The following is a 19,551-nucleotide window of genomic DNA, read 5'->3' as shown; positions in this document are numbered from 1 at the left end:
GCCGTCAGGGATAATAATACCACTTTGATATTAAAGGTCTGTGAGTTTTCACAGACCTTTTTTTATGGATTTTTTATTCTAAAATTTTTCCTTCTAAGAAAACGCTTTCAATCAAATTGCTTCCAAAAGCGTATGGGATTTGGTAGTACGAAGAAATTGGTTTCGTGAGGATTAAATTTGCTTTTTTTCCTTTGGTAATACTTCCGTGCGTTTCTGAAAGTCCCATTGCATAAGCGCCATTGATTGTTGCTGCGTTGATGGCTTCTTCTGGCGTCATTTTCATTTTGATGCAAGCTGTAGCCACAACAAAATTCATATTTCCAGATGGAGTAGAGCCAGGATTAAAATCTGTGGCTAATGCCAATGGAAGGCCTGCTTTTATCATTTCGCGCGCTGGCGTATATGGAATGCTTAGGAAATAAGAACAAGAAGGCAAGGCTACAGGCATTGTTTCTGAGTCTTTTAAAGCCTCAATATCTTCTGGGTTCATTACTTCAAGATGGTCTACTGAAAGTGCTTTAAATTTAATACCAGACTGAATGCCACCAATTGAATTGAATTGATTGACATGAATTTTTGGCTTTAAGCCGAAATCAATTCCCGCTTGCATGATTTTTTCTGTTTCTTCAACTGAAAAATAACCGCTTTCGCAGAATATGTCAATATATTCGGCTAAATTGTTTTTAGCAATTTCCGGAAGCATTTTAGTAATGATTTCGTCAATATATCCAGCTTTGTTTTCTTTGTAATGTGCAGGAAAAGCGTGGGCGCCTAAAAATGTAGCTTTAATTGTAATGGGATATTTTTCTGCTAATTTTTTAATAACACGAAGCATTTTTAGTTCACCTTCAATTGTTAGTCCATAGCCTGATTTTATCTCAACGGCCCCGGTTCCTAAATGCATTACTTCTTCTAAACGAATTTTTGATTGCTCATAGATTTCTTCTTCTGAAGTTTCATTCAGCTTTTTAGCCGAATTTAAAATACCGCCACCACGATTTGCAATTTCTTCATACGTAAGTCCGTTAATGCGATCCACAAATTCTTGTTCGCGGTTTCCGGCATATACAATATGAGTGTGGCTGTCGCACCAAGTAGGAAGAATAACTTTTCCAGTTGCATCGATAATTTTATCGGCATTGATTTTTGGCAGGTTTTCCATTGCTCCAAAATCTTCTATAAGATTGTCTTTTAGAATTAAAAAAGCATTTTTTATTGATGGAAGTATTGCCATTTCAGAACCAGAAACTTTGTAGATTGAAGTTTCGCGAACCTGTAATAACTCTTGTATGTTTGTTATTAATGTAATCATTATTAGATAGTGTTGTAAAACACAAATTTCACAAATTTTCATTTATGAAGAGATGAAAACTTGTGAAATTCGTAAAATATTTGTGCTTGATTTATTCTGAAACCGTTATTTCAAACATTTTGGTCCAGTTTTTACCGGTTACAAAAATGGTTTTCGTTTTAGGATTATATGCGATTCCGTTTAAAACATCATCTTTTGTGATTTCGGGCATAAATTTTCTTAGACCTGACATGTCGAGAATTCCTTCAACTGAACCAGATTCAGGATTTACTACTGCAATAGCATCTTTTAACCAAACATTTGTGTAGATTTTGCCATCAATCCATTCTAATTCATTAATCGCTTTGATTTTATCTGCTCCAGAATACACATTGATATAATCTAGCATTTTTTGTGTTGCGGGATCCATTTTCCAGATTTTTTCTGTTTTATCAGTTTGGTAGATGTATTTCCCATCATTTGTCATTCCCCAACCTTCAATATCTTTATCATATGTAAAGGTTTTTTCTAGTTTCAAAGTATTCGCATCATATATAAAACCAGTTTTTTCCTGCCAAGTCAGTTGGTACAATTTACCATTGATGAAAGTGATTCCTTCCCCGAAGTATTTTTGGTCAAGATCAATTTGTTTGAAAACTTTTCCAGTTTTGTAATCGTATTTTCTTAGGTAAGAAGTTCCGTTTTGTCCCGTGCTCTCGTAAAGAGTGTCTTTGTAAAACTCCAATCCTTCTGTAAAAGATTTTTTATCGTGAGGATAAGTATTTATGATTTTGTATTTTAATAATTTAGGTGTGATGTCCGAAACTAATTCGATTCTCTTAGTAGCGTCAGAAGAATCTCCTCCAAAATAAACAGTAGCTTTCAGATATTGGTAGCCCAATTTTTGACCTTTTAATTCAAATTTGAATTTTTCTGCACCTTTTGTACTTCCCACTCTTTTGTCGTTAACAAAGTAGGCAATACTGTCAATTTCTTTTGATTTTGGGTTCAAAACTCCAATTGAAACTGCTTCTTTTGGGGTAAAATGAGCCGGAAAAGCAGCATCATCAATATTAAATAAAGAATTTTCACCTTTATTTTTTTCTCCACATCCAATAAATGTGATTCCTAATAAAATGACAGCTAGGAAGTTATATTTTTTCATAGTTTAAATTTTGAATAAGCCAATATACGACGATATTTTTATAGCAACAAAGCTCTTGCAAAAATATAAAAAGATTGTATATTTGCACCGGCAAGTCCTACACGACCAGCTCCTGCAGACTCCCCCAGGATGGGAACATAGCAAGGGTACGTGGTTGAGCGGTGCGATGTAGGTCGCTTGCCTTTTTTTTTTTTTTTTTCGTTATAAAAATTCTTTTTTTAGAATTCATATAAATCTAATCTTCCTTCGGGAAGATTTTTTTTTATTTTTGGTCCTGTGTAAAGTAAGAAGTTACAAGTGAGAAGTTAGATGAATTTGACTTTTTTATTTTCTTTTTGCTGACAGAATGCGTTTAACTTATAACATTTAACATCTAACATAGAAAAATGAATAAAGTCGTTTTAATTACCGGAGGATCTTCAGGGATTGGTAAATCAATAGGTGAGTTTTTGCATAAAAAAGGCTATGTCGTTTATGGAACAAGCCGAAATCCAGAAAAAGTACTTAATTCTATTTTTCCGCTTGTAGCTTTAGATGTTAGAAATTCGGATTCTATAAAAAGTGCAGTAGCTAAAGTTTTAGAAATTTCTGGAAGATTGGATATTGTGATCAACAATGCTGGAGTTGGAATTACGGGACCTTTGGAGGAAATTCCGATGGAGGAAATCAAAAATAATTTTGAAACCAATTTTTTTGGTCCAATCGAGGTTATGAAAGCTGTTTTGCCGCAAATGCGCGAACAGAAATCGGGACTTATTATTAATATTACTTCAATCGCGGCTTATATGGGATTGCCTTACAGAAGCGTTTATTCGGCTTCAAAAGGTGCTTTGGAATTGATTACCGAAGGATTGAGAATGGAGGTAAAGCAATTTGGAATTGAAATTACAAATGTTGCTCCTGGTGATTTTGCTACCAACATCGCAGCAGGTCGCTTTCATGCTCCAGTAATAAAAGGTTCGGCTTACGAGAAAGTTTACGGTGATACATTGGCGACAATGAACGAGCATGTTGATGCGGGAAGCAATCCAAATGAAATGGCTGAAGCAATTTATAAAATCATACAAACCAAAAAGCCCAACGTGCATTATAAAGTTGGCGTTTTTATGCAGAAGTTTTCGATTGTTTTGAAACGTGCTCTGCCAGACAAGGTTTACGAAAAAATGTTAATGAATCACTATAAATTATAAAATACCCCTAAATGAAATATCTTTTACTTTTTGTATCTATTGCTTTTTGTTCTTGTTCTCCAAAAATTAGGACTTCTGTCAGTGAAAAACATGAAAAATTAAGCGAAGAGAATAAAGTTGTTGTTTATAATGATAAATCCGAGCTTCCGGCGAATTTTGATAAAATTGGAACTACTAATATTGGAGATACTGGTTTTACAACTAATTGTGATTTTGATACTATGCTTGAAAAAGCAAAAATTGAGGCAAGAAAAAATGGTGCTAATGCAATATTGATTACGGAACATTTATTTCCACATATGATGGGAAGTACTTGCCACAGAATTAAGGCAGACCTCTTAAGAATCGATGAGAATACATTTTTAGATAAAACTGTAATCACTATAGATTCTGCTCGTGTGGATTCTGCTTCAAAAATTTCCCAAAACGAGTCTGTTTATGCTAATTCGGCTAATTATAAAAGTCCTCAAAAATCAGGTTTTTTGTTGACGGCAAATGTAGGTCCGAGTTTTAGAGTTGCCTCGTCACCTGATGGATTAACTTCGGAACAAAAGGATTATTTTAAAAAATTAAAATCTGGTTTAAGTTATGACGTAACTGCTTATTATGTTAAAGATGGGAAAGCTGGATATGGAGTGAAATATAATGTGTACAAATCGTCAGGAACAATTTATGATCAGAAAATTACTTTGGGCGATGGATCAACCACTATTCAAGGAGACTTTAGTGATGATATTACAATTTCGTTTATTGGACCTTCTTTTTTGCTTACCGAAGATCAGCATGCGAGAGTGGGTGAAGCTAATCTGGAGATTGCATTAGGATATATGGGGTATCAAAATAAATCTGGTGTAGCAGGCTTTCCGGTGAAAATTACAGGTGGAAATTTAGGAATGATTGGCGGAATGGGATATCATTTTAGAATAACGCCTCATTTTCTAGTTGGACCGCAAGTTAGCTTTGTAGGAGGGGTCTTGAAAAAACTAAAGTATGAATATGCAGATGGTAGCACGTGGACCGATAATCTAGGTAAAGATGATTATGAAAATCTATGGCGAATTGATTTGGCAATTGGAGCTAAATATAGATTCTAAATATTCAATTGCTATTGGGAAATATTTTCTTATTGACACATATAATCATTTTGAACCATAAAAATTCAGTCAAATAGCAAGATTTCAAACATAATTGTTAAATTGATTTAAATTTTAAAACTGTTATTGGCATTGATTTCGTAATTTTGCACCGAATTTTTCAACACACAATTATAAATATATAGATTATGAAATTTTTTATTGATACAGCTAACTTAGCTCAAATTAAAGAAGCGCAGGCTTTAGGTGTTTTAGATGGTGTAACCACTAATCCATCATTGATGGCAAAAGAAGGAATTACCGGAAAAAACAACATTTTGAAGCATTATGTTGATATCTGTAATCTTGTTGAAGGTGATGTGAGTGCAGAGGTAAATGCATTAGATTACGATGGAATGATCAAAGAAGGTGAAGAATTAGCTGAATTACACGATCAAATCGTAGTGAAATTGCCTATGACAAAAGAAGGTGTTATGGCTGCAAAATATTTTTCTGATAAAGGAATCAAAACAAATGTAACTCTTGTATTTTCTGCAGGACAAGCTTTATTAGCTGCTAAAGCAGGTGCAACTTATGTTTCTCCTTTTATTGGACGTTTAGATGATGTTTCTACGGATGGTTTGAACTTGATTCAAGAAATTAGAGAAATCTACGATAACTACGGTTATGAGACTCAAATTTTGGCTGCTTCAGTACGTCACACTATGCATATTGTAAACTGTGCAAAAATTGGTGCTGATGTTATGACTGGACCATTATCTGCAATTGCTGGATTATTGAAACATCCTTTGACAGATATCGGATTAGCGCAGTTTGTTGCTGACTTCGAAAAAGGAAATAAGTAATAATCAGTCTTTTATAAATATTAAATCGTCTTTTTCTGTTGAAAAAGGCGATTTTTTTTTTATTTTTATCTAAACATATAAATAAAAAAGCTTATGAAAATTATTCTGGTTCTGGTTTCGTTTTTTGCTGCTAGTTTATCAATAAATGCTCAAGCAGCTAAGGTTTTGACAAGTGTTAATGATGCAGGCGATGTGGCTACTTATGAGCTGGATTGTACGGTAAAATTTCCGGTTTTGGCAAAAGGACTGCGTTATAATATTACACGCCATGAATTTAAAGGGCCGGAAATGAAAAATTCATACCGATTAATGCTGGTTATGGATGGTTTTTATTCAAAGACTTTAAATAAAGAAATGAAAATTTCGGCAGTATTGACAGATGGAACTGTTATAGAAGCTAGAAAAATAATTGAAGATGACGGCTTTTTTGATGGGGCCTGTACTTTGAAAATAAAAGATCCCAATGGTCTTTTAGCGGCTAATATTGATAAGGTTATCGTTTATGCTGATAAAGAGGTTGTTTATAAGATCTCTGAGCAAAATAGAGCGATTTTCAAGAAGAATTTGAGTAATATTATTAATGCTAAATAAAGTTGCAAAGGTTCAGAGGTTCAAAGACTCAAAGATTTATATATAAAAAAACTCCCATTTTATTCAAATGGGAGTTTTTTTATATTGATATTTTTAAATATTAGTGTCCGCCACCGCCACCTTCAACGTGGCTGATGCCTTGTTTTTTCAAGATTTTCGGGCAATAGAAACCATAAAACGCTAAGTAAGCAAAACCAATAAGTGGTACTACATATGAGAAGTGTGTATATGACATTCCGAAAATTCCATTTGGATTTGTAGCGTCTAAGTCACAAATACTTCCTTGGATTAATGGAATAACTCCTCCTCCAAGAATCATCATAATCAAGAAAGATGAAGCTTTTCCAGTGTTTTTTCCTAAACCTGCAATCGCTAAATCGAAGATTGATGGCCACATAATAGATAAGAATAAACCTCCAGAGATAAAGAAGAATTTAGCTATTGAAGGATCTGGCCAAACTAATCCAGCAATCATCATTGTGATTCCTGATAATCCGAAAAGCATCAATGTTTTTCCAGCATTTTTACCTCCTACAAAACTTACTGCGATAAACAATAAGATCCAAAGTGGGTAAATATAGAATGAAGAAACGTCATGTGCAGCAAAAATATTAGCGCCAATGATTACTCCAAATGCTAAAGCAGGAACGATGAATTTTAAAGCTGTATTTACAAGATTAGAAGTGTTGAAAACATTTACACCACCATTCCAGCGTCCAATCATTAAACTTCCCCAGTATAATGCTATAAAAGGCGCAATAGCATCCTCAAGGACACTTCCGAATTCGCTAGTTTTTAATAAAGCTGGAAGATTACTAATGATGGTAACTTCAGTTCCAACATAAATAAAGATTCCTAACATTCCAAGGTATAATTGAGGATAGTCAAAAATGCTGAATTTACTGTGTTTACTTTCTACTACTTCGTCTTCTGCAATTTTAGCAGGATCTTCGATTTTAGAGAAATACATAAAAATTGCAACAATAATGAATGCAAATCCTAAGATTGTAAAAGGGAATTTTACTAAATGTAATTTAGATTTTACAACTTCAAGTGGCAATTTGATTTTTGCAACATCTTTTTCAATTACTTCGTATTGTGCAACATAAGGTTTTACAGAAACTGAAGAATTGTTTAAGTTTTTTGAAATTTCAGCTAATTGAGCGTCAACTTTGTTTACTTGTTCGGTCAATGCAAGAGCAGCGGCTTGTGTCTCTTCTTTTGAATCGATGTTGTCGTTTGAAATTTCTTTTATGTTTTCAGCTATTTCATTTTTTAATTTAGTGAAATCATTTTGTACGATTTCAATTGATTGAAGGTCTTTTTTCTTGCCTTCGTTATTTCCCATTCCAAATAAAGCGATTCCAAGTAAAATAGCACCAATTGTTGTTCCAAATGAGTTGATACCTCCTGCTAAAGTCAAACGGTGCGCTCCAGTTGCTGGATCTCCCATTTTAATAGCTAATGGATTAGCAACAATTTGCTGAATTGAAAAGCCAAGCCCCACGATAAACAATGCTGTTAAGAAGAAAGGGAAGCTACCAAATGAAGCTGCAGGAATAAACAAAAATGAACCAACTGCAGAAAGAAGCAATCCGGCAGCTAATGTTTTTTTGTATCCAAATTGTTGTAAAACATCTCTTTTTAGAGATACTATGAAAAAGATTACTGCACCAACAAAGTAGGCTGCGTAAAAAGCCCAAGCCACTAATTGTGACTGTACTTGCGATAAAGTAAATACTTTTTTGAAAACTGGTATCAGGATGTCATTGGCAGAACCAACAAAACCCCAAAAGAAGAACACGATTATCAATGAGATAAATTGTCCCCACTTGGTCTGTACATTTTCTGAACTCATAATTGTAATAAGGTTAATTTTTTATTATAGTGTTTTTTGAAGACCGTAAATATATTTGTTACGAATAGCAAAAAAAAATAAAAAGGCACAAATAATGTTAAATTTAAACAAACAACATCATTTTTTCAACAATGTGTTAGTTTTAACTTAGTTAGAAAATGTAAAATGCGATAAGATTTATTCCAGAATTTTGTTTTTGACGTCCTTGCTGTAATTTCTGCCGATGGGAATAGTGTAGGATTGTATTTGAATACGGTTTCCTTCAATAGATTTTACCTTGTTTAGTGCAATTACATACGATTTATGTATGCGCAAAAAGCGATCAGCAGGCAATTCTTCTGATAACGATGTTAACGATTTGTGTGTAATATAGGTTTTGTCAGGAGTAACCACTTTTATATATTCTTTCATTCCTTCGACAAAAAGAATTTCTTCAATATTAATTTTCATCATCTTTTTATCGACCTTGATAAAAATATGAGAATCGCCTTTTGTGGCTTCTACTTTAATATTGTTTTTAAGATTATATTCGGTTGTGATTTTATTGATGCACTTTATGAATCGTGGCAACGGAATTGGTTTCACTAAATAATCCAAAACATCTAAGTCATAGCTTTCGGCTGCAAATTCTCTAAAAGCAGTTGTAATAATTACTTTGGTTTTGTTTTCAATGAGGCTAATCAATTCAAATCCAGTCATCATTGGCATGTTGATGTCTAAAAAAACAGCGTCAACAGGCGTGCTGTTTAAAAAATCAAGTGCCTCAAGTGAATTATTGAATGTAGCAACAACTTCAAAATCTGGAAAATTAGTAAAATAATTTTGCAGAACTTTGATAGCTAATGGTTCATCGTCGATCAAAACGCATTTAATCTTCATTACGAATAGGTATTTGCAAACGGATTATATAGTAATTCAGTTTTGTAGCCTGTTTTAAACTGAAATTATTCTTGTAAATTAATTTCAATCTCTTTTTTGTATTGATTAATCCAATTCCTCCTTTTAGATTTAGATTTTGTGAAATTACAAAATTATTTAGGATTTCAAAATCTAACAATTTATTGTCAATAACTTTACAATTGATCTTAATTTTGAGGTTTGGATTGTTTAAACCACCATGCTTAAAGGCGTTTTCGACTAATGAAATGAAGATTAGCGGTGGCACAACAACATCTTCAACATTTGATTCCAGATTTATCGTAACTTCCACATTTTCAAATCGGAGCTTCTCGATTTCGATGTAATTTTGGATATAATCGATTTCTTTAATTAAAGGAACAAACTTGGTTCCTTTTACATCATATAAAACATATTCCATCAAGTTAGATAATTTGATAATAACATCTGGAACCTTGTCTGAAGATTCTAGAGATAATGCATATAAATTATTCAAGGTGTTGAAGAAAAAATGCGGTTGTATTTGATTTTCAAGATATTTTAATTTGATCTTGAATTGATTTTCTCTTAAGGATCTGTTTCGTTCACGTTCGCGAAGCCAAGTTAAAGTCAGATATACTGAAGATGCCATAGCTAAAACGTATAATTCTCCAATACAAACTGCTACAATGTGATTGAGTTCAAACGGATGGTATTCTCTATTGGCTTCAGGCCAGATATTTTCAGATATTATATAATAGGTAAGCGCAGTTTTGCACAAATACATTACAAACAAACTTGCCAAAAGCAAAAGTGTATAGAGAATGTATTTTTGTTTTAGTACAAATCTTGGCACCAAAACAAATAGATTAAAATATACTAAAGGAATAACTAATGCAAATTCAATCGAATTTGATTTGAAAGCATAAGGATAATCATTGAAGTAAGCTCCCCATCTTAAAAAGTTTAAAGTAAAATAGATGCCCCAAAACCAAATATGATTTTGAATTTTAATATTAAACTTTAATTTCTGAATTTCCTTCAACTTGTTTTATTGGGGTTTAGCTTTTCTTGGGCAATTGTTTAAATATAGTGCAACTTTAAACAATTGGCGGATAAAACGCAATTCTTTTGAATAAAAAATTGCAAAAAAAGTGAAATGATGTTTTATTTTTTGAGAATAACGTTTTCGTAAAACATAATGTTGAATGATTTGTGTCGTTTGTTTAAAGTTTTTTGCTGTTTGTATAAAATGTTTTATTTATGTTAAAATTAACAATAAATTTATCGCATAACTAAAAAAAACCATGAAAAAATGAAACAATTTGTATTAATCTTTGTGATTTTTCTCGCCTCGCAATTCGCAAGTGCACAGGCGAAAACTATCAAAGGTTTGGTAAGCGATGAAAACGGATTACCGTTGCCAGGAGTTAGTGTAATAATTCAAGGTACAAAAACGGCAACCCAATCAGATTTTGACGGAGTCTATACGATTCAAGCATCTCCAGGCGATGTGCTTGTTTTTTCGTATATTGGAATTAAGACTAAAGCTGTAACAGTGGCAGGATCAACAACTCTAAACGTTGTATTATCGCCAGATACTCAAAACTTGCAGGAAGTTGTGGTTACAGCATTAGGTATCAAGAGACAAAAGAAAGAATTGGGTTATGCAGTTCAGGATGTCAAAGGAGAACAATTAAACAAAGCTATCACTACTAATGTTACAACAGCGCTTTCTGGTAGAGTTGCCGGTGTTGATGTATCGATTCCTGCAACAGGTGTGGGCGGAAGTACAAGGGTTATTATTAGAGGTATATCAAGTATAGGTGAGAGTAACCAGCCACTTTATATTGTTGATGGTGTGCCGATTGATAATACAGGTTTGTCAAATGATCAAGCTGCAACAAGCAAATGGTTTGATGGCAGAGATAGCGGAGATGGTATTTCAAGCATCAATCCTAATGATATTGAAAGTTTGACAGTTCTTAAAGGTGCAGCTGCTGCAGCGCTTTATGGTTCTAGAGCGTTAAATGGTGTAATTTTAATTACTACTAAAAAAGGAAGCAAAGGAAAACTGCAAGTAGAATTGACAAGTGGTGTTAGTTTTGACCGCGTAAACGCTAAATATAGTGATTATCAAAGTGAGTATGGTTCAGGCTCAAACGGAATTTTGCCAGATCCAAACAAAGCTCCAACTGAAGTTTATCAATATACTACAAGTGCATGGGGGCCTAAATTTTCAAATGCTGTGGGACAACAAGTCAAAATATTTGACGGTTCTATGAGACCATATGCTAAAGTTGACAACAATATTCAGGATTTCTTTAAAACAGGAGTTACAACATCAAACGGGATTGCGCTTTCTGGAGGAAGTGATAATGCTACGGTTCGTTTTGGATTCAACAATCTTAAAAACGATGACGTAATTCCGGAATCTGGTTTGGAAAGAAATAATGCAAGTTTGAATGCTACTATGAAATCAGAGAAATTTACTTTGGATGCAAATGTAAATTACATGGTTGAAAATACAAATAATAGACCAGGTTTAGGAGATTCTCCAAACAACGTTGGGTATTCTTTAAGTGGGTTAGCGCCAAACATTGATCAGGCTTGGCTTGCAAATTCAATGAATCCAAAGGATAACTCAATGTATCCATGGAACAATAATGTGTATTCATTGAATCCGTATTGGGTTGTAAATGAAAATCACAATTCAACTAGAAAAAATCGTTTCACTGGTAATGTTACTGGAACGTATCAATTCAACAAATGGGCAGCTTTAACCCTTAGAACAGGTTTGGATACGTATGATTTTGGTTCAAAAGACTTTATGGCTTGGGGAAATACTTGGCCAGGAAGAGATGCAGGTTATCTTGGACTTGAAGATATCAAGGTTTCAGAAATGAATACCGACTTGATTGCGACTTTTTCAGATATAAAATTAGCGGAAGATTTAACCCTTTCAGGAATTTTAGGAACAGGTAGAAGAGATTTTAGAAGAGAGCAAAGTTCTAGATTCGGAACAAATATTATTGAGCCAGGAACTGAGTACATCAGTAATTTCTCTAATCAAACTGAAAATGCACCACAAGATACTAGAACAAGAACAAATTCAATTTATGGTTCTGCTAAATTTGATTATAAAGGATATTTGTATGCTGAGTTTACCGGAAGAAATGACTGGTTTAGTGTAATCAATAAAGATGCTTTTTATCCGGGTGCTTCATTAGGTTTTATCTTCTCTGATGCATTTGATATTAAAAGCGATGCCTTTTCTTATGGAAAATTCAGAGCATCTTGGGCACAAGTTTCAAATGCGCCGGGAGCTTATAAAAATGCTTTAAATTATACAACATATTCGTCTTATAACGGAGGAAGTGTTGTGAACATCAAAAATACATCTGCACCAAATCCTAATTTGACATATCAATCAAAAACTGGAGTTGAGTTTGGACTTGAAACAGCTTTCTTCAAAAACAGATTAAAAGCTGATATTACAGTTTACCGTGAAGATACTTCAGATCAAACTATTGATTTGCCATCTTCTGCAACTTCTGGTTATGAGTATATTTCTGTAAATGCGGGTAAATTACGTAATGAGGGTATCGAGATCTTTTTATCAGGAACACCAATCAAAAACAAAGATTTTGAATGGGGAATTGATTTGAACTTTTCAAAAAACAAAAACTCAATAATCTCTTTGCATCCAGATATTGATACTTACACTATTTCTGAAGCACGTTGGGCTGGTGCCGCAATCGTTGCGCAAGTAGGAGGGCAATACGGAACTATTATTGGTAAAGATTTCAAAAAAACGGCTTCGGGAGAAATGATTGTTGGTGCAAATGGACTTCCAGAATATACAGATACTAAAGTTGCTTTAGGAAAAGGACTTCCTGACTGGGCAGCAGGTTTAACAAACCGTTTTTCTTATAAAGGAATTACACTTCAATTTTTAATTGATATGAAATTCGGAATGGATGTTTACTCAATGACAAACTCACTTGCGGCACAAAAAGGACTTCTTGATGTTACTACAGAAGGAAGAGATGCTTACAACGCAGCAAGAGCACAAGCAGTTGCAAATGATCCAAACTTTAGCCAAGCAACTTGGATTCCTACAGCAGGTTATGTTGCAAACGGAGTAGTAAACACTGGAACAGAAGCTAATCCTGTTTATGTAAAAAATACCACTCCTGTAAATCCACAAGATTACTGGAATTCGGTTTTCAATAATACACCAGCGCCATTTATTTATGATGCTTCTTATGTGAAATTAAGAGAGGTAAGTTTAGGGTATCAAATCCCAAGAAGTGTTTTTGGCGGAGCAAAAATCAACTCAATTTATGTTTCGGCTTTCGCAAGAAATTTATTCACTTTCAATAAAGACTTGCCAAACATTGATCCAGAATCTATGTACACTTCAGGAAATGGACAAGGTTTTGAATATGGTTCATTGCCATTCAGAAGATCGTATGGTTTTAATCTTAAAATTACATTCTAAAAAAAGAAATTATGAAATTTAAACAAATAATAGCCCTACTGGCAATATTTACGCTGGTTGGCTGTACGGAAAACTTTGACGAACTGGAAAAAGATCCGGTTGCGTTATCTGCAAATCCTGCAGGACAGCTTACATTTACTCAATTGTGTTTGTCTGGTGATGGATATTATCAATGGAGAGCCAACTTAATATATTCTGGAGGATTTGTGCAGCATTATGCAGGAGCATGGAACGTAACTGAGTTTGGAAGCAAATTCAAGAAAAATGATGATTACGCAACGGCTTTGTGGAGAAATGGTTATGCTAACGAATTGAAAAGTGCAGTTGATATTATTGATAAAACTTCAAATGATCCAACTCTTGTAAACATGAATGCCGTTGCAAAAATTATGAAAGTAATGATTGCACAACGTATCACAGATTTATATGGAGATGCTCCTTATTCAGAAGCAGGTTTAGGATTCTCTAAAGGAATTGTGACTCCTAAATATGATAAGCAACAAGATATTTATAATGCCTTCTTTAAAGAATTAGAAGAAGCATTTGTACAATTGAATGATGCAGGTGGTGCCATAAAAGGCGATCAATTTTATAATGGAGATGTGTCGAAATGGAAAAAATTAGCTAATACATTGCGTTTGCGTTTGGCTATGAGAATTTCAGAAGTAAGTCCAGCAGAAGCTGAAAAACAAGCAAAAGCGGCATTTCAAAATGGTGTTTTCCAAAGCAATGCTGATAACTGTTTCATGAAATGTTTGGATTATCCTTTTAATGATACTCCGGGTGCGCTTGACTTTAGAGGAAACGGACTTTCATATGCTTTTATCGGAAATGAAAATGGAGATCACTTTAGTTCATTAATGATCGATTTTTTAAGAAACAATGGCGACCCAAGGTTAACGATGCTTGCAACACCTAAAACTGGAGGTGTAGCGGGAGGTGCTCCGGCTCCGGGCGAAGAACTTTATGTTGGTAATACTCCAGGTGTTTTTCAATGGGACATGCCAGGTGGATCTACAGCAATTTCAGGAATTCAGCCTTATTTAAAATTAAAAACAACTCCTTTTTTGCATGTTAGTTATTCAGAATCACAGTTGTTATTGGCCGAAGCCGCTTATAGAGGTTGGGTGTCAGGTGCTGCTTCTGATTATTATAGAAAAGGAGTTGAGGCTGGTATCAGACATCTTGTAATGTACGGTGCTGCACTGCCAACTCAATCTGCAATAGATACTTATTTGAATAATAAGCCTTTGGTTGCAGGAAAAGAAAAAGAGCAAATTGCAACACAGCTTTGGGTAACTTATTTGTTGAATAGTATTGAAGCGTATTCAAACTGGAGAAGAACTGGATTCCCTAAATTGTTGCCAATCACAAATCCAGATTCTGAAACAGGAGGAGTTGTTCCAACACGTTTATACTATCCTAATGATGAAGCACAAAAAAATGGTGCGAATTTCCAAGAGGCTCTGTCAAGAATGGGAGGCAAAAATGAATGGACAAACAAAGTTTGGTGGGATGTAAACTAAAATTAAAATCCTAAATACTATAGAGTTATGCCTAATAAGGTATTATTTCAATCTAATTAAAATTAAAAACAATCTGTTTAAATTAAGAATTATGATCAAAAATAAGGCCTTATTAGGCATTCTTTTCTTTATAACCTCACTAGCGTCAGTTTACAGTTGTAGTTCACAAAAAGAATCTGATTTTGATGAACTAAAGCCAAAAACAGCTAGAGTAGTGGGGTATTTATCTTCGGATAATATTAGCAAAATGACTTCGATTCAGTTTTGCAAATTAACACATCTCAATGTTGCCTTTGGAAATCCTGATCGAGACGGAAATATCATTTTTACAGGTGATATTGATGCTCTTATTAATTATGCTAAATCTGTTAATCCTAATATTTTAATTAGCATTTCTTTGGGTGGCGGTGTAATTTCGGCAGAACAAGCGTCAAATTGGTCTTCATTAATTGATAAGCCAGAAAACAGACCAGCTTTAATTCAGAATATAATAAACTTCGTAGAACTGCACCATTTAGATGGTGTTGATGTTGATCTCGAATGGGATGCTGTAACAACTGGCTACAGTGGTTTTGTTATAGAATTAAAAAAGAGTCTGGCTGAGCACAAAAAACTAATGACAGCCGCTTTGCCAAATAATACTCGTTTTGAGAATATCAGCGCAACAGCTTTGAATGCATTTGATTTTTTAAATATTATGGCCTATGACAGTACTGGGCCTTGGACGCCAAATAACCCGGGTCAGCACAGTTCTTTTGATTTTGCTAAAAATGGCATTGATTTTTGGCATAAACAACAAAATGTTCCGAGCGAAAAATTGACTCTCGGAGTACCTTTTTATGGCTATAATTTTACATTTCCCAATGTTACAAGTTCGACGTACGCACAAATTGTTGAAGCAGGAAAACAATTTGCTGATCTTGATGAATTAGGAAAAATATATTATAACGGAAAACCGACGATTTCAAAAAAGGTTGAATATGCAGTTGAGAACACTGGTGGGATTATGATTTGGGAACTTGCACAAGATTCTTTTGATGACTATTCACTTCTAGAAGTTATTCATAAAAAGTTAACGGCACTGAAAATTAAAACCACAGGTTTGTGTGGTAACTAAATTATATTGTTTTTTACTACTATTCAATTATAAATAATAAGAACAAATTCTAATGTTTTGTTAAAACAAAATCATTTGGGCTGATGTATTTTGGTTAAAGTGTTGTTTTATAGGTGATTAATAAATTTTATAATAATCAGTAAATCTGCTTATTTGTTGAATATAATACCGAATAATACTTAAAAAGTAGAAAAATATTGGATTGAAAACGTTTTCGCAAAACGTATTATTGAATGTTTTATGTCGTTTGTTTAAAGTTTTTGGCTGTTTGTATAATTTATTTTTTTTAACAATGCCTTAAGAATAATTTTACGTCATAACTAACAAAATAAATAAACATGAAAAAAATTTTCTTAATCTTTATGATTGTTTTTACGGCGCAAGTTTCGCTTGCTCAGGTAAAAAATGTTAAAGGTGTGATTACAGATTCTAACGGAATGCCGTTGCCTGGGGCATCTGTTTTGGTACAAGGAAGTCAAAAAGGAGCTACTACCGATTTTGATGGATTGTACACAATCGAAGCTCAAAAAGGACAGACTTTAGTTTTTAGCTATGTAGGTCTTGAATCACAAAGCGTTGTTGTTGGAGATGCAGCTACAATCAATGTGAAAATGGTGACAGCATCTACAAATGCGTTAAGTGAGGTTGTTGTAACTTCATTAGGTCTTAAAAGATCAAAAAAGACACTTACTTATGCAGCGCAAGAGGTAAAAGGTGAAGAGGTAACAAGAGTTAAAGATGCCAACTTAATGAACAGCTTATCTGGAAAAGTTGCAGGTTTAATTGTTGGAAAAAGCTCTGCTGGTGCTGGTGGTGCTGTTAAAGTAACAATTCGTGGTAATTCATCTGCAACAAATAACCAGCCGTTATATGTTATTGATGGAATTCCTATGTTGAACTCTAATTCAGCTCAAGCAAATCAAGTTTTTGGTGATACAGCTGGAGGTAACAGAGATGGTGGTGATGCAATTTCAATGATGAACCCAGATGATATTGAGTCTATGACAGTTCTTAAAGGAGCTTCTGCTGCTGCTTTATATGGTTCACAAGGAGCAAATGGTGTTATCTTGGTAACAACTAAAAAAGGAAAAGAAGGAAAAGTAACAGCAAATTATAACGCGAGTGTATTTGTTGATAACGTGGTTTCATTACCTGACTTTCAAACTAACTATGGAGCGGCTCCATCATCTGACAAAACTTGGGGTGATCCTAAAAAATCTCCTGATCATGTAAAAGATTTTTACAACACAGGTTTGACTATGATCAACTCTATATCTGTAAACGGTGGATCTGATAAAATGTCAACTAGTCTTACTTATGCAAATACTAAAGTTGATGGAATTATCCCAACAAATGAGTTTAAGAAAAATAACATTGCACTTCGTCAAAGCGTTAAATTATTTGATAATAAAGTAACTGTTGACGGTTCGATATCTTATGCTGAGCAAAAAATTATAAATAAACCAACAAACGGATTATATTTCAACCCATTAACTGGTGTTTATTTATTCCCAAGAGGAAATGATTTCAATGATTACTACAAGAATTTTGAAGTATTTGATCCTGCGAGAAACTTAATGACTCAAAGATGGCCTTCTCAAACATCTGATATTATTCAAAATCCAGGATGGATTTTAAATAGAAATCAATCAATTGATAAAAATCAATCATTAATTAGTTCTGCTGCTATTACTTATAAAGCAAATGAGTGGTTAAGTATTAAAGCAAGAGGAGGTTATAATAAATTTGACAACATTTTTGATAAAAGAATGTACGCTGGAACAAATGAAACTTTGGCTCCATCTACAGGAAGATACATTTACTCAGATAGTGAAAGTTCTCAATTATATGGTGATTTGATTGCTACAATCAATACAAAATTTAGTGATGATTTCTCATTCAGCGCTAACCTTGGTACAAGTATTACAAAATCTACAATTAATGATGCTTACATCAGTGATTCTGGTCAAAAAAATGGATTAATCAATGCGAACTGGTTTAATACAGGTAACTTTGTATCAGCTGAAAAAAATGCTCATACTATTGGAGGTAAAAAAGAAGTTCAGTCAGTTTTTGCAAGTGCTACTATTGGTTACAAAGACATGATTTACCTTGATTTGACAGGAAGAAACGACTGGTCATCAACTTTAGTTAATACAGATAATTTAAGTTTCTTTTATCCTTCAGTAGGTTTATCAGCTATCTTAAGTCAAATGGTATCATTCCCTGAAGCAATTAGTTATGCAAAAGTTAGAGGTTCATTTGCTCAAGTTGGTAATGATATTTCTCCTTTCTTAACTTCACCAGTAAATACTTTAGTAGGTGGCCAAGTTACACCTCCAATTGTTGGACCACAACCTGGAACTTCATTAAAGCCTGAAATGCAAAATTCTTATGAATTTGGTACAGAATGGAGATTCTTGAACAACAGAATTGGATTTGATTTTACTTATTACCATAATGAAACTAAAAATCAATTAATCACTGCTCCAGCTCCAATCCCAAATACTACAGGATATACTAACTACGCATTTAATGCAGGAAGTATTCAAAATAAAGGTTTTGAGATCACATTAACTGGTAAAGCAGTTCAAACAGATACATTCTCTTGGGATCTTGGATTGAATTATGCTTCAAACAAAAATACAGTACTTGACTTAGGTTCAGGTGCAAATGGAGAAGTGAATACAGTTATCTTGACTAATGGAGATCCAAATAGTTACAGATATGTGATGAAAGAAGGACAACCATTTGGAACAATTCAAGGAAAAGATATTGTAAGAAACGCACAAGGTCAAATTTTACTTGATGACGCTGGACGTATCCAAAAAACGGACTGGGTTGACATGGGAAGTTCAAATCCTGATTTTATGTTAGGTTTCTCAAACTCATTCAAATACAAAAAAGTATTCTTAAATATACTTATTGATGGAAGATTTGGTGGTAATGTAATGAGTATGACAGAAGCAATGCTTGATTCTTATGGAGTTTCTAAAGCTAGTGGTGATGCAAGAGATGCTGGTGGTGTTAAAGTAAATGCTGTAAAACCTGACGGAACAGCTGTAACTACAATGAATGCTCAAGATTACTATAGCCAAGTTGGAGATAGAGCTGGTGCAACTGGAGAGTATATGTACAAAGCTACAAATATCAAACTAGGAGAGCTTTCTTTAGGATATACATTTGATTTCAGCAAAAGCACAATTTTTAATGCAGTGAATGTTTCTCTTGTTGGTAAAAACTTATTTTTCTTCTACAAAGATGCTCCGTTTGATCCAAACGTAACATTAAGCTCTGGAGAAGGATTACAAGGTGTTGATATTTTCGGAATGCCTTCAACAAGAAGTATAGGTGTTAATTTGAATTTAACTTTCTAAAATAATTATAATAAAAGGACAAAACCTTTTGGTTGTTATAAGATTCTTGTTTGTTGATTGAATGAAGAAATAATGAAAAATAGCAAACAATTAAGCCCAGAAAAGGCAAACTTATAA

The 19,551-nt window shown here is 33.7% G+C and carries 13 protein-coding genes and 1 other RNA gene; 9 read left to right on the top strand and 5 right to left on the bottom strand.

Going from position 1 to position 19,551, the window contains the following annotated elements; all coding sequences use genetic code 11:
* Positions 1–73: 73 nt before the first annotated feature.
* On the bottom strand, positions 74–1,312 hold the full coding sequence (hutI, locus tag AAYQ19_RS06340) for an imidazolonepropionase (protein ID WP_343535066.1): 1,239 nt from the start codon (positions 1,310–1,312) through the stop codon (positions 74–76).
* 91 nt (positions 1,313–1,403) lie between these two features.
* A complete protein-coding gene (locus AAYQ19_RS06335) occupies positions 1,404–2,456 on the bottom strand; it encodes a glutaminyl-peptide cyclotransferase (RefSeq protein WP_343535064.1) in 1,053 nt (350 codons plus the stop codon).
* Between the two features lie 88 nt (positions 2,457–2,544).
* On the opposite strand from AAYQ19_RS06335, the gene ffs reads away from it, so the two are divergent.
* From ffs to AAYQ19_RS06310, 5 genes are all read left to right on the top strand, one after another.
* Positions 2,545–2,642: signal recognition particle sRNA small type (ffs, locus tag AAYQ19_RS06330), an RNA gene on the top strand.
* A 200-nt stretch (positions 2,643–2,842) separates the two neighbouring features.
* A complete protein-coding gene (locus tag AAYQ19_RS06325) occupies positions 2,843–3,646 on the top strand; it encodes an SDR family oxidoreductase (RefSeq protein ID WP_343535062.1) in 804 nt (267 codons plus the stop codon).
* A gap of 11 nt (positions 3,647–3,657) precedes the next feature.
* Positions 3,658–4,740 carry a hypothetical protein gene (locus AAYQ19_RS06320; RefSeq protein ID WP_343535060.1) on the top strand — a complete coding sequence of 361 codons (1,083 nt, stop codon included), beginning with the start codon at positions 3,658–3,660 and terminating at the stop codon, positions 4,738–4,740.
* A gap of 188 nt (positions 4,741–4,928) precedes the next feature.
* The gene (gene fsa, locus AAYQ19_RS06315) at positions 4,929–5,585 is read left to right on the top strand and encodes a fructose-6-phosphate aldolase (protein WP_115888487.1); all 657 of its coding nucleotides are present in this window, start codon (positions 4,929–4,931) and stop codon (positions 5,583–5,585) included.
* A gap of 93 nt (positions 5,586–5,678) precedes the next feature.
* Complete coding sequence (locus AAYQ19_RS06310; RefSeq protein WP_343535053.1) at positions 5,679–6,176, top strand: hypothetical protein; 498 nt, start codon at positions 5,679–5,681, stop codon at positions 6,174–6,176.
* Between the two features lie 100 nt (positions 6,177–6,276).
* Here AAYQ19_RS06310 and AAYQ19_RS06305 read toward each other — a convergent pair whose 3' ends face one another.
* The 3 genes from AAYQ19_RS06305 to AAYQ19_RS06295 all read right to left on the bottom strand — a co-directional run bounded on the left by AAYQ19_RS06305 (position 6,277) and on the right by AAYQ19_RS06295 (position 9,955).
* Complete coding sequence (locus tag AAYQ19_RS06305; RefSeq protein WP_343535051.1) at positions 6,277–8,034, bottom strand: MFS transporter; 1,758 nt, start codon at positions 8,032–8,034, stop codon at positions 6,277–6,279.
* 177 nt (positions 8,035–8,211) lie between these two features.
* Positions 8,212–8,913: a LytR/AlgR family response regulator transcription factor gene (locus AAYQ19_RS06300; RefSeq protein WP_132988046.1), complete on the bottom strand. Its 702-nt coding sequence runs from the start codon at positions 8,911–8,913 to the stop codon at positions 8,212–8,214.
* Complete coding sequence (locus tag AAYQ19_RS06295) at positions 8,903–9,955, bottom strand: sensor histidine kinase (protein WP_343535046.1); 1,053 nt, start codon at positions 9,953–9,955, stop codon at positions 8,903–8,905. Before AAYQ19_RS06295 ends, AAYQ19_RS06300 begins: the two co-directional genes overlap by 11 nt.
* Positions 9,956–10,225: 270 nt before the next feature.
* Between AAYQ19_RS06295 and AAYQ19_RS06290 the strand changes: the two genes are divergently transcribed.
* The 4 genes from AAYQ19_RS06290 to AAYQ19_RS06275 all read left to right on the top strand — a co-directional run bounded on the left by AAYQ19_RS06290 (position 10,226) and on the right by AAYQ19_RS06275 (position 19,434).
* A complete protein-coding gene (locus AAYQ19_RS06290) occupies positions 10,226–13,414 on the top strand; it encodes a SusC/RagA family TonB-linked outer membrane protein (RefSeq protein ID WP_343535044.1) in 3,189 nt (1,062 codons plus the stop codon).
* An 11-nt stretch (positions 13,415–13,425) separates the two neighbouring features.
* Positions 13,426–14,940, top strand: coding sequence for a SusD/RagB family nutrient-binding outer membrane lipoprotein (locus AAYQ19_RS06285; RefSeq protein WP_343535042.1), 1,515 nt, complete (start codon positions 13,426–13,428; stop codon positions 14,938–14,940).
* Positions 14,941–15,031: 91 nt separating this feature from the next.
* Positions 15,032–16,057 carry a glycosyl hydrolase family 18 protein gene (locus AAYQ19_RS06280; RefSeq protein ID WP_343535040.1) on the top strand — a complete coding sequence of 342 codons (1,026 nt, stop codon included), beginning with the start codon at positions 15,032–15,034 and terminating at the stop codon, positions 16,055–16,057.
* Positions 16,058–16,395: 338 nt separating this feature from the next.
* On the top strand, positions 16,396–19,434 hold the full coding sequence (locus AAYQ19_RS06275) for a SusC/RagA family TonB-linked outer membrane protein (RefSeq protein ID WP_343535038.1): 3,039 nt from the start codon (positions 16,396–16,398) through the stop codon (positions 19,432–19,434).
* Positions 19,435–19,551 lie beyond the last annotated feature (117 nt).

It is taken from the genome of Flavobacterium mesophilum, from assembly GCF_039581405.1.
Classification (GTDB): Bacteria; Bacteroidota; Bacteroidia; order Flavobacteriales; family Flavobacteriaceae; genus Flavobacterium.
Note: the sequence above shows the minus strand (reverse complement) of the source record. Positions and strands in the feature narration are given on the sequence as shown.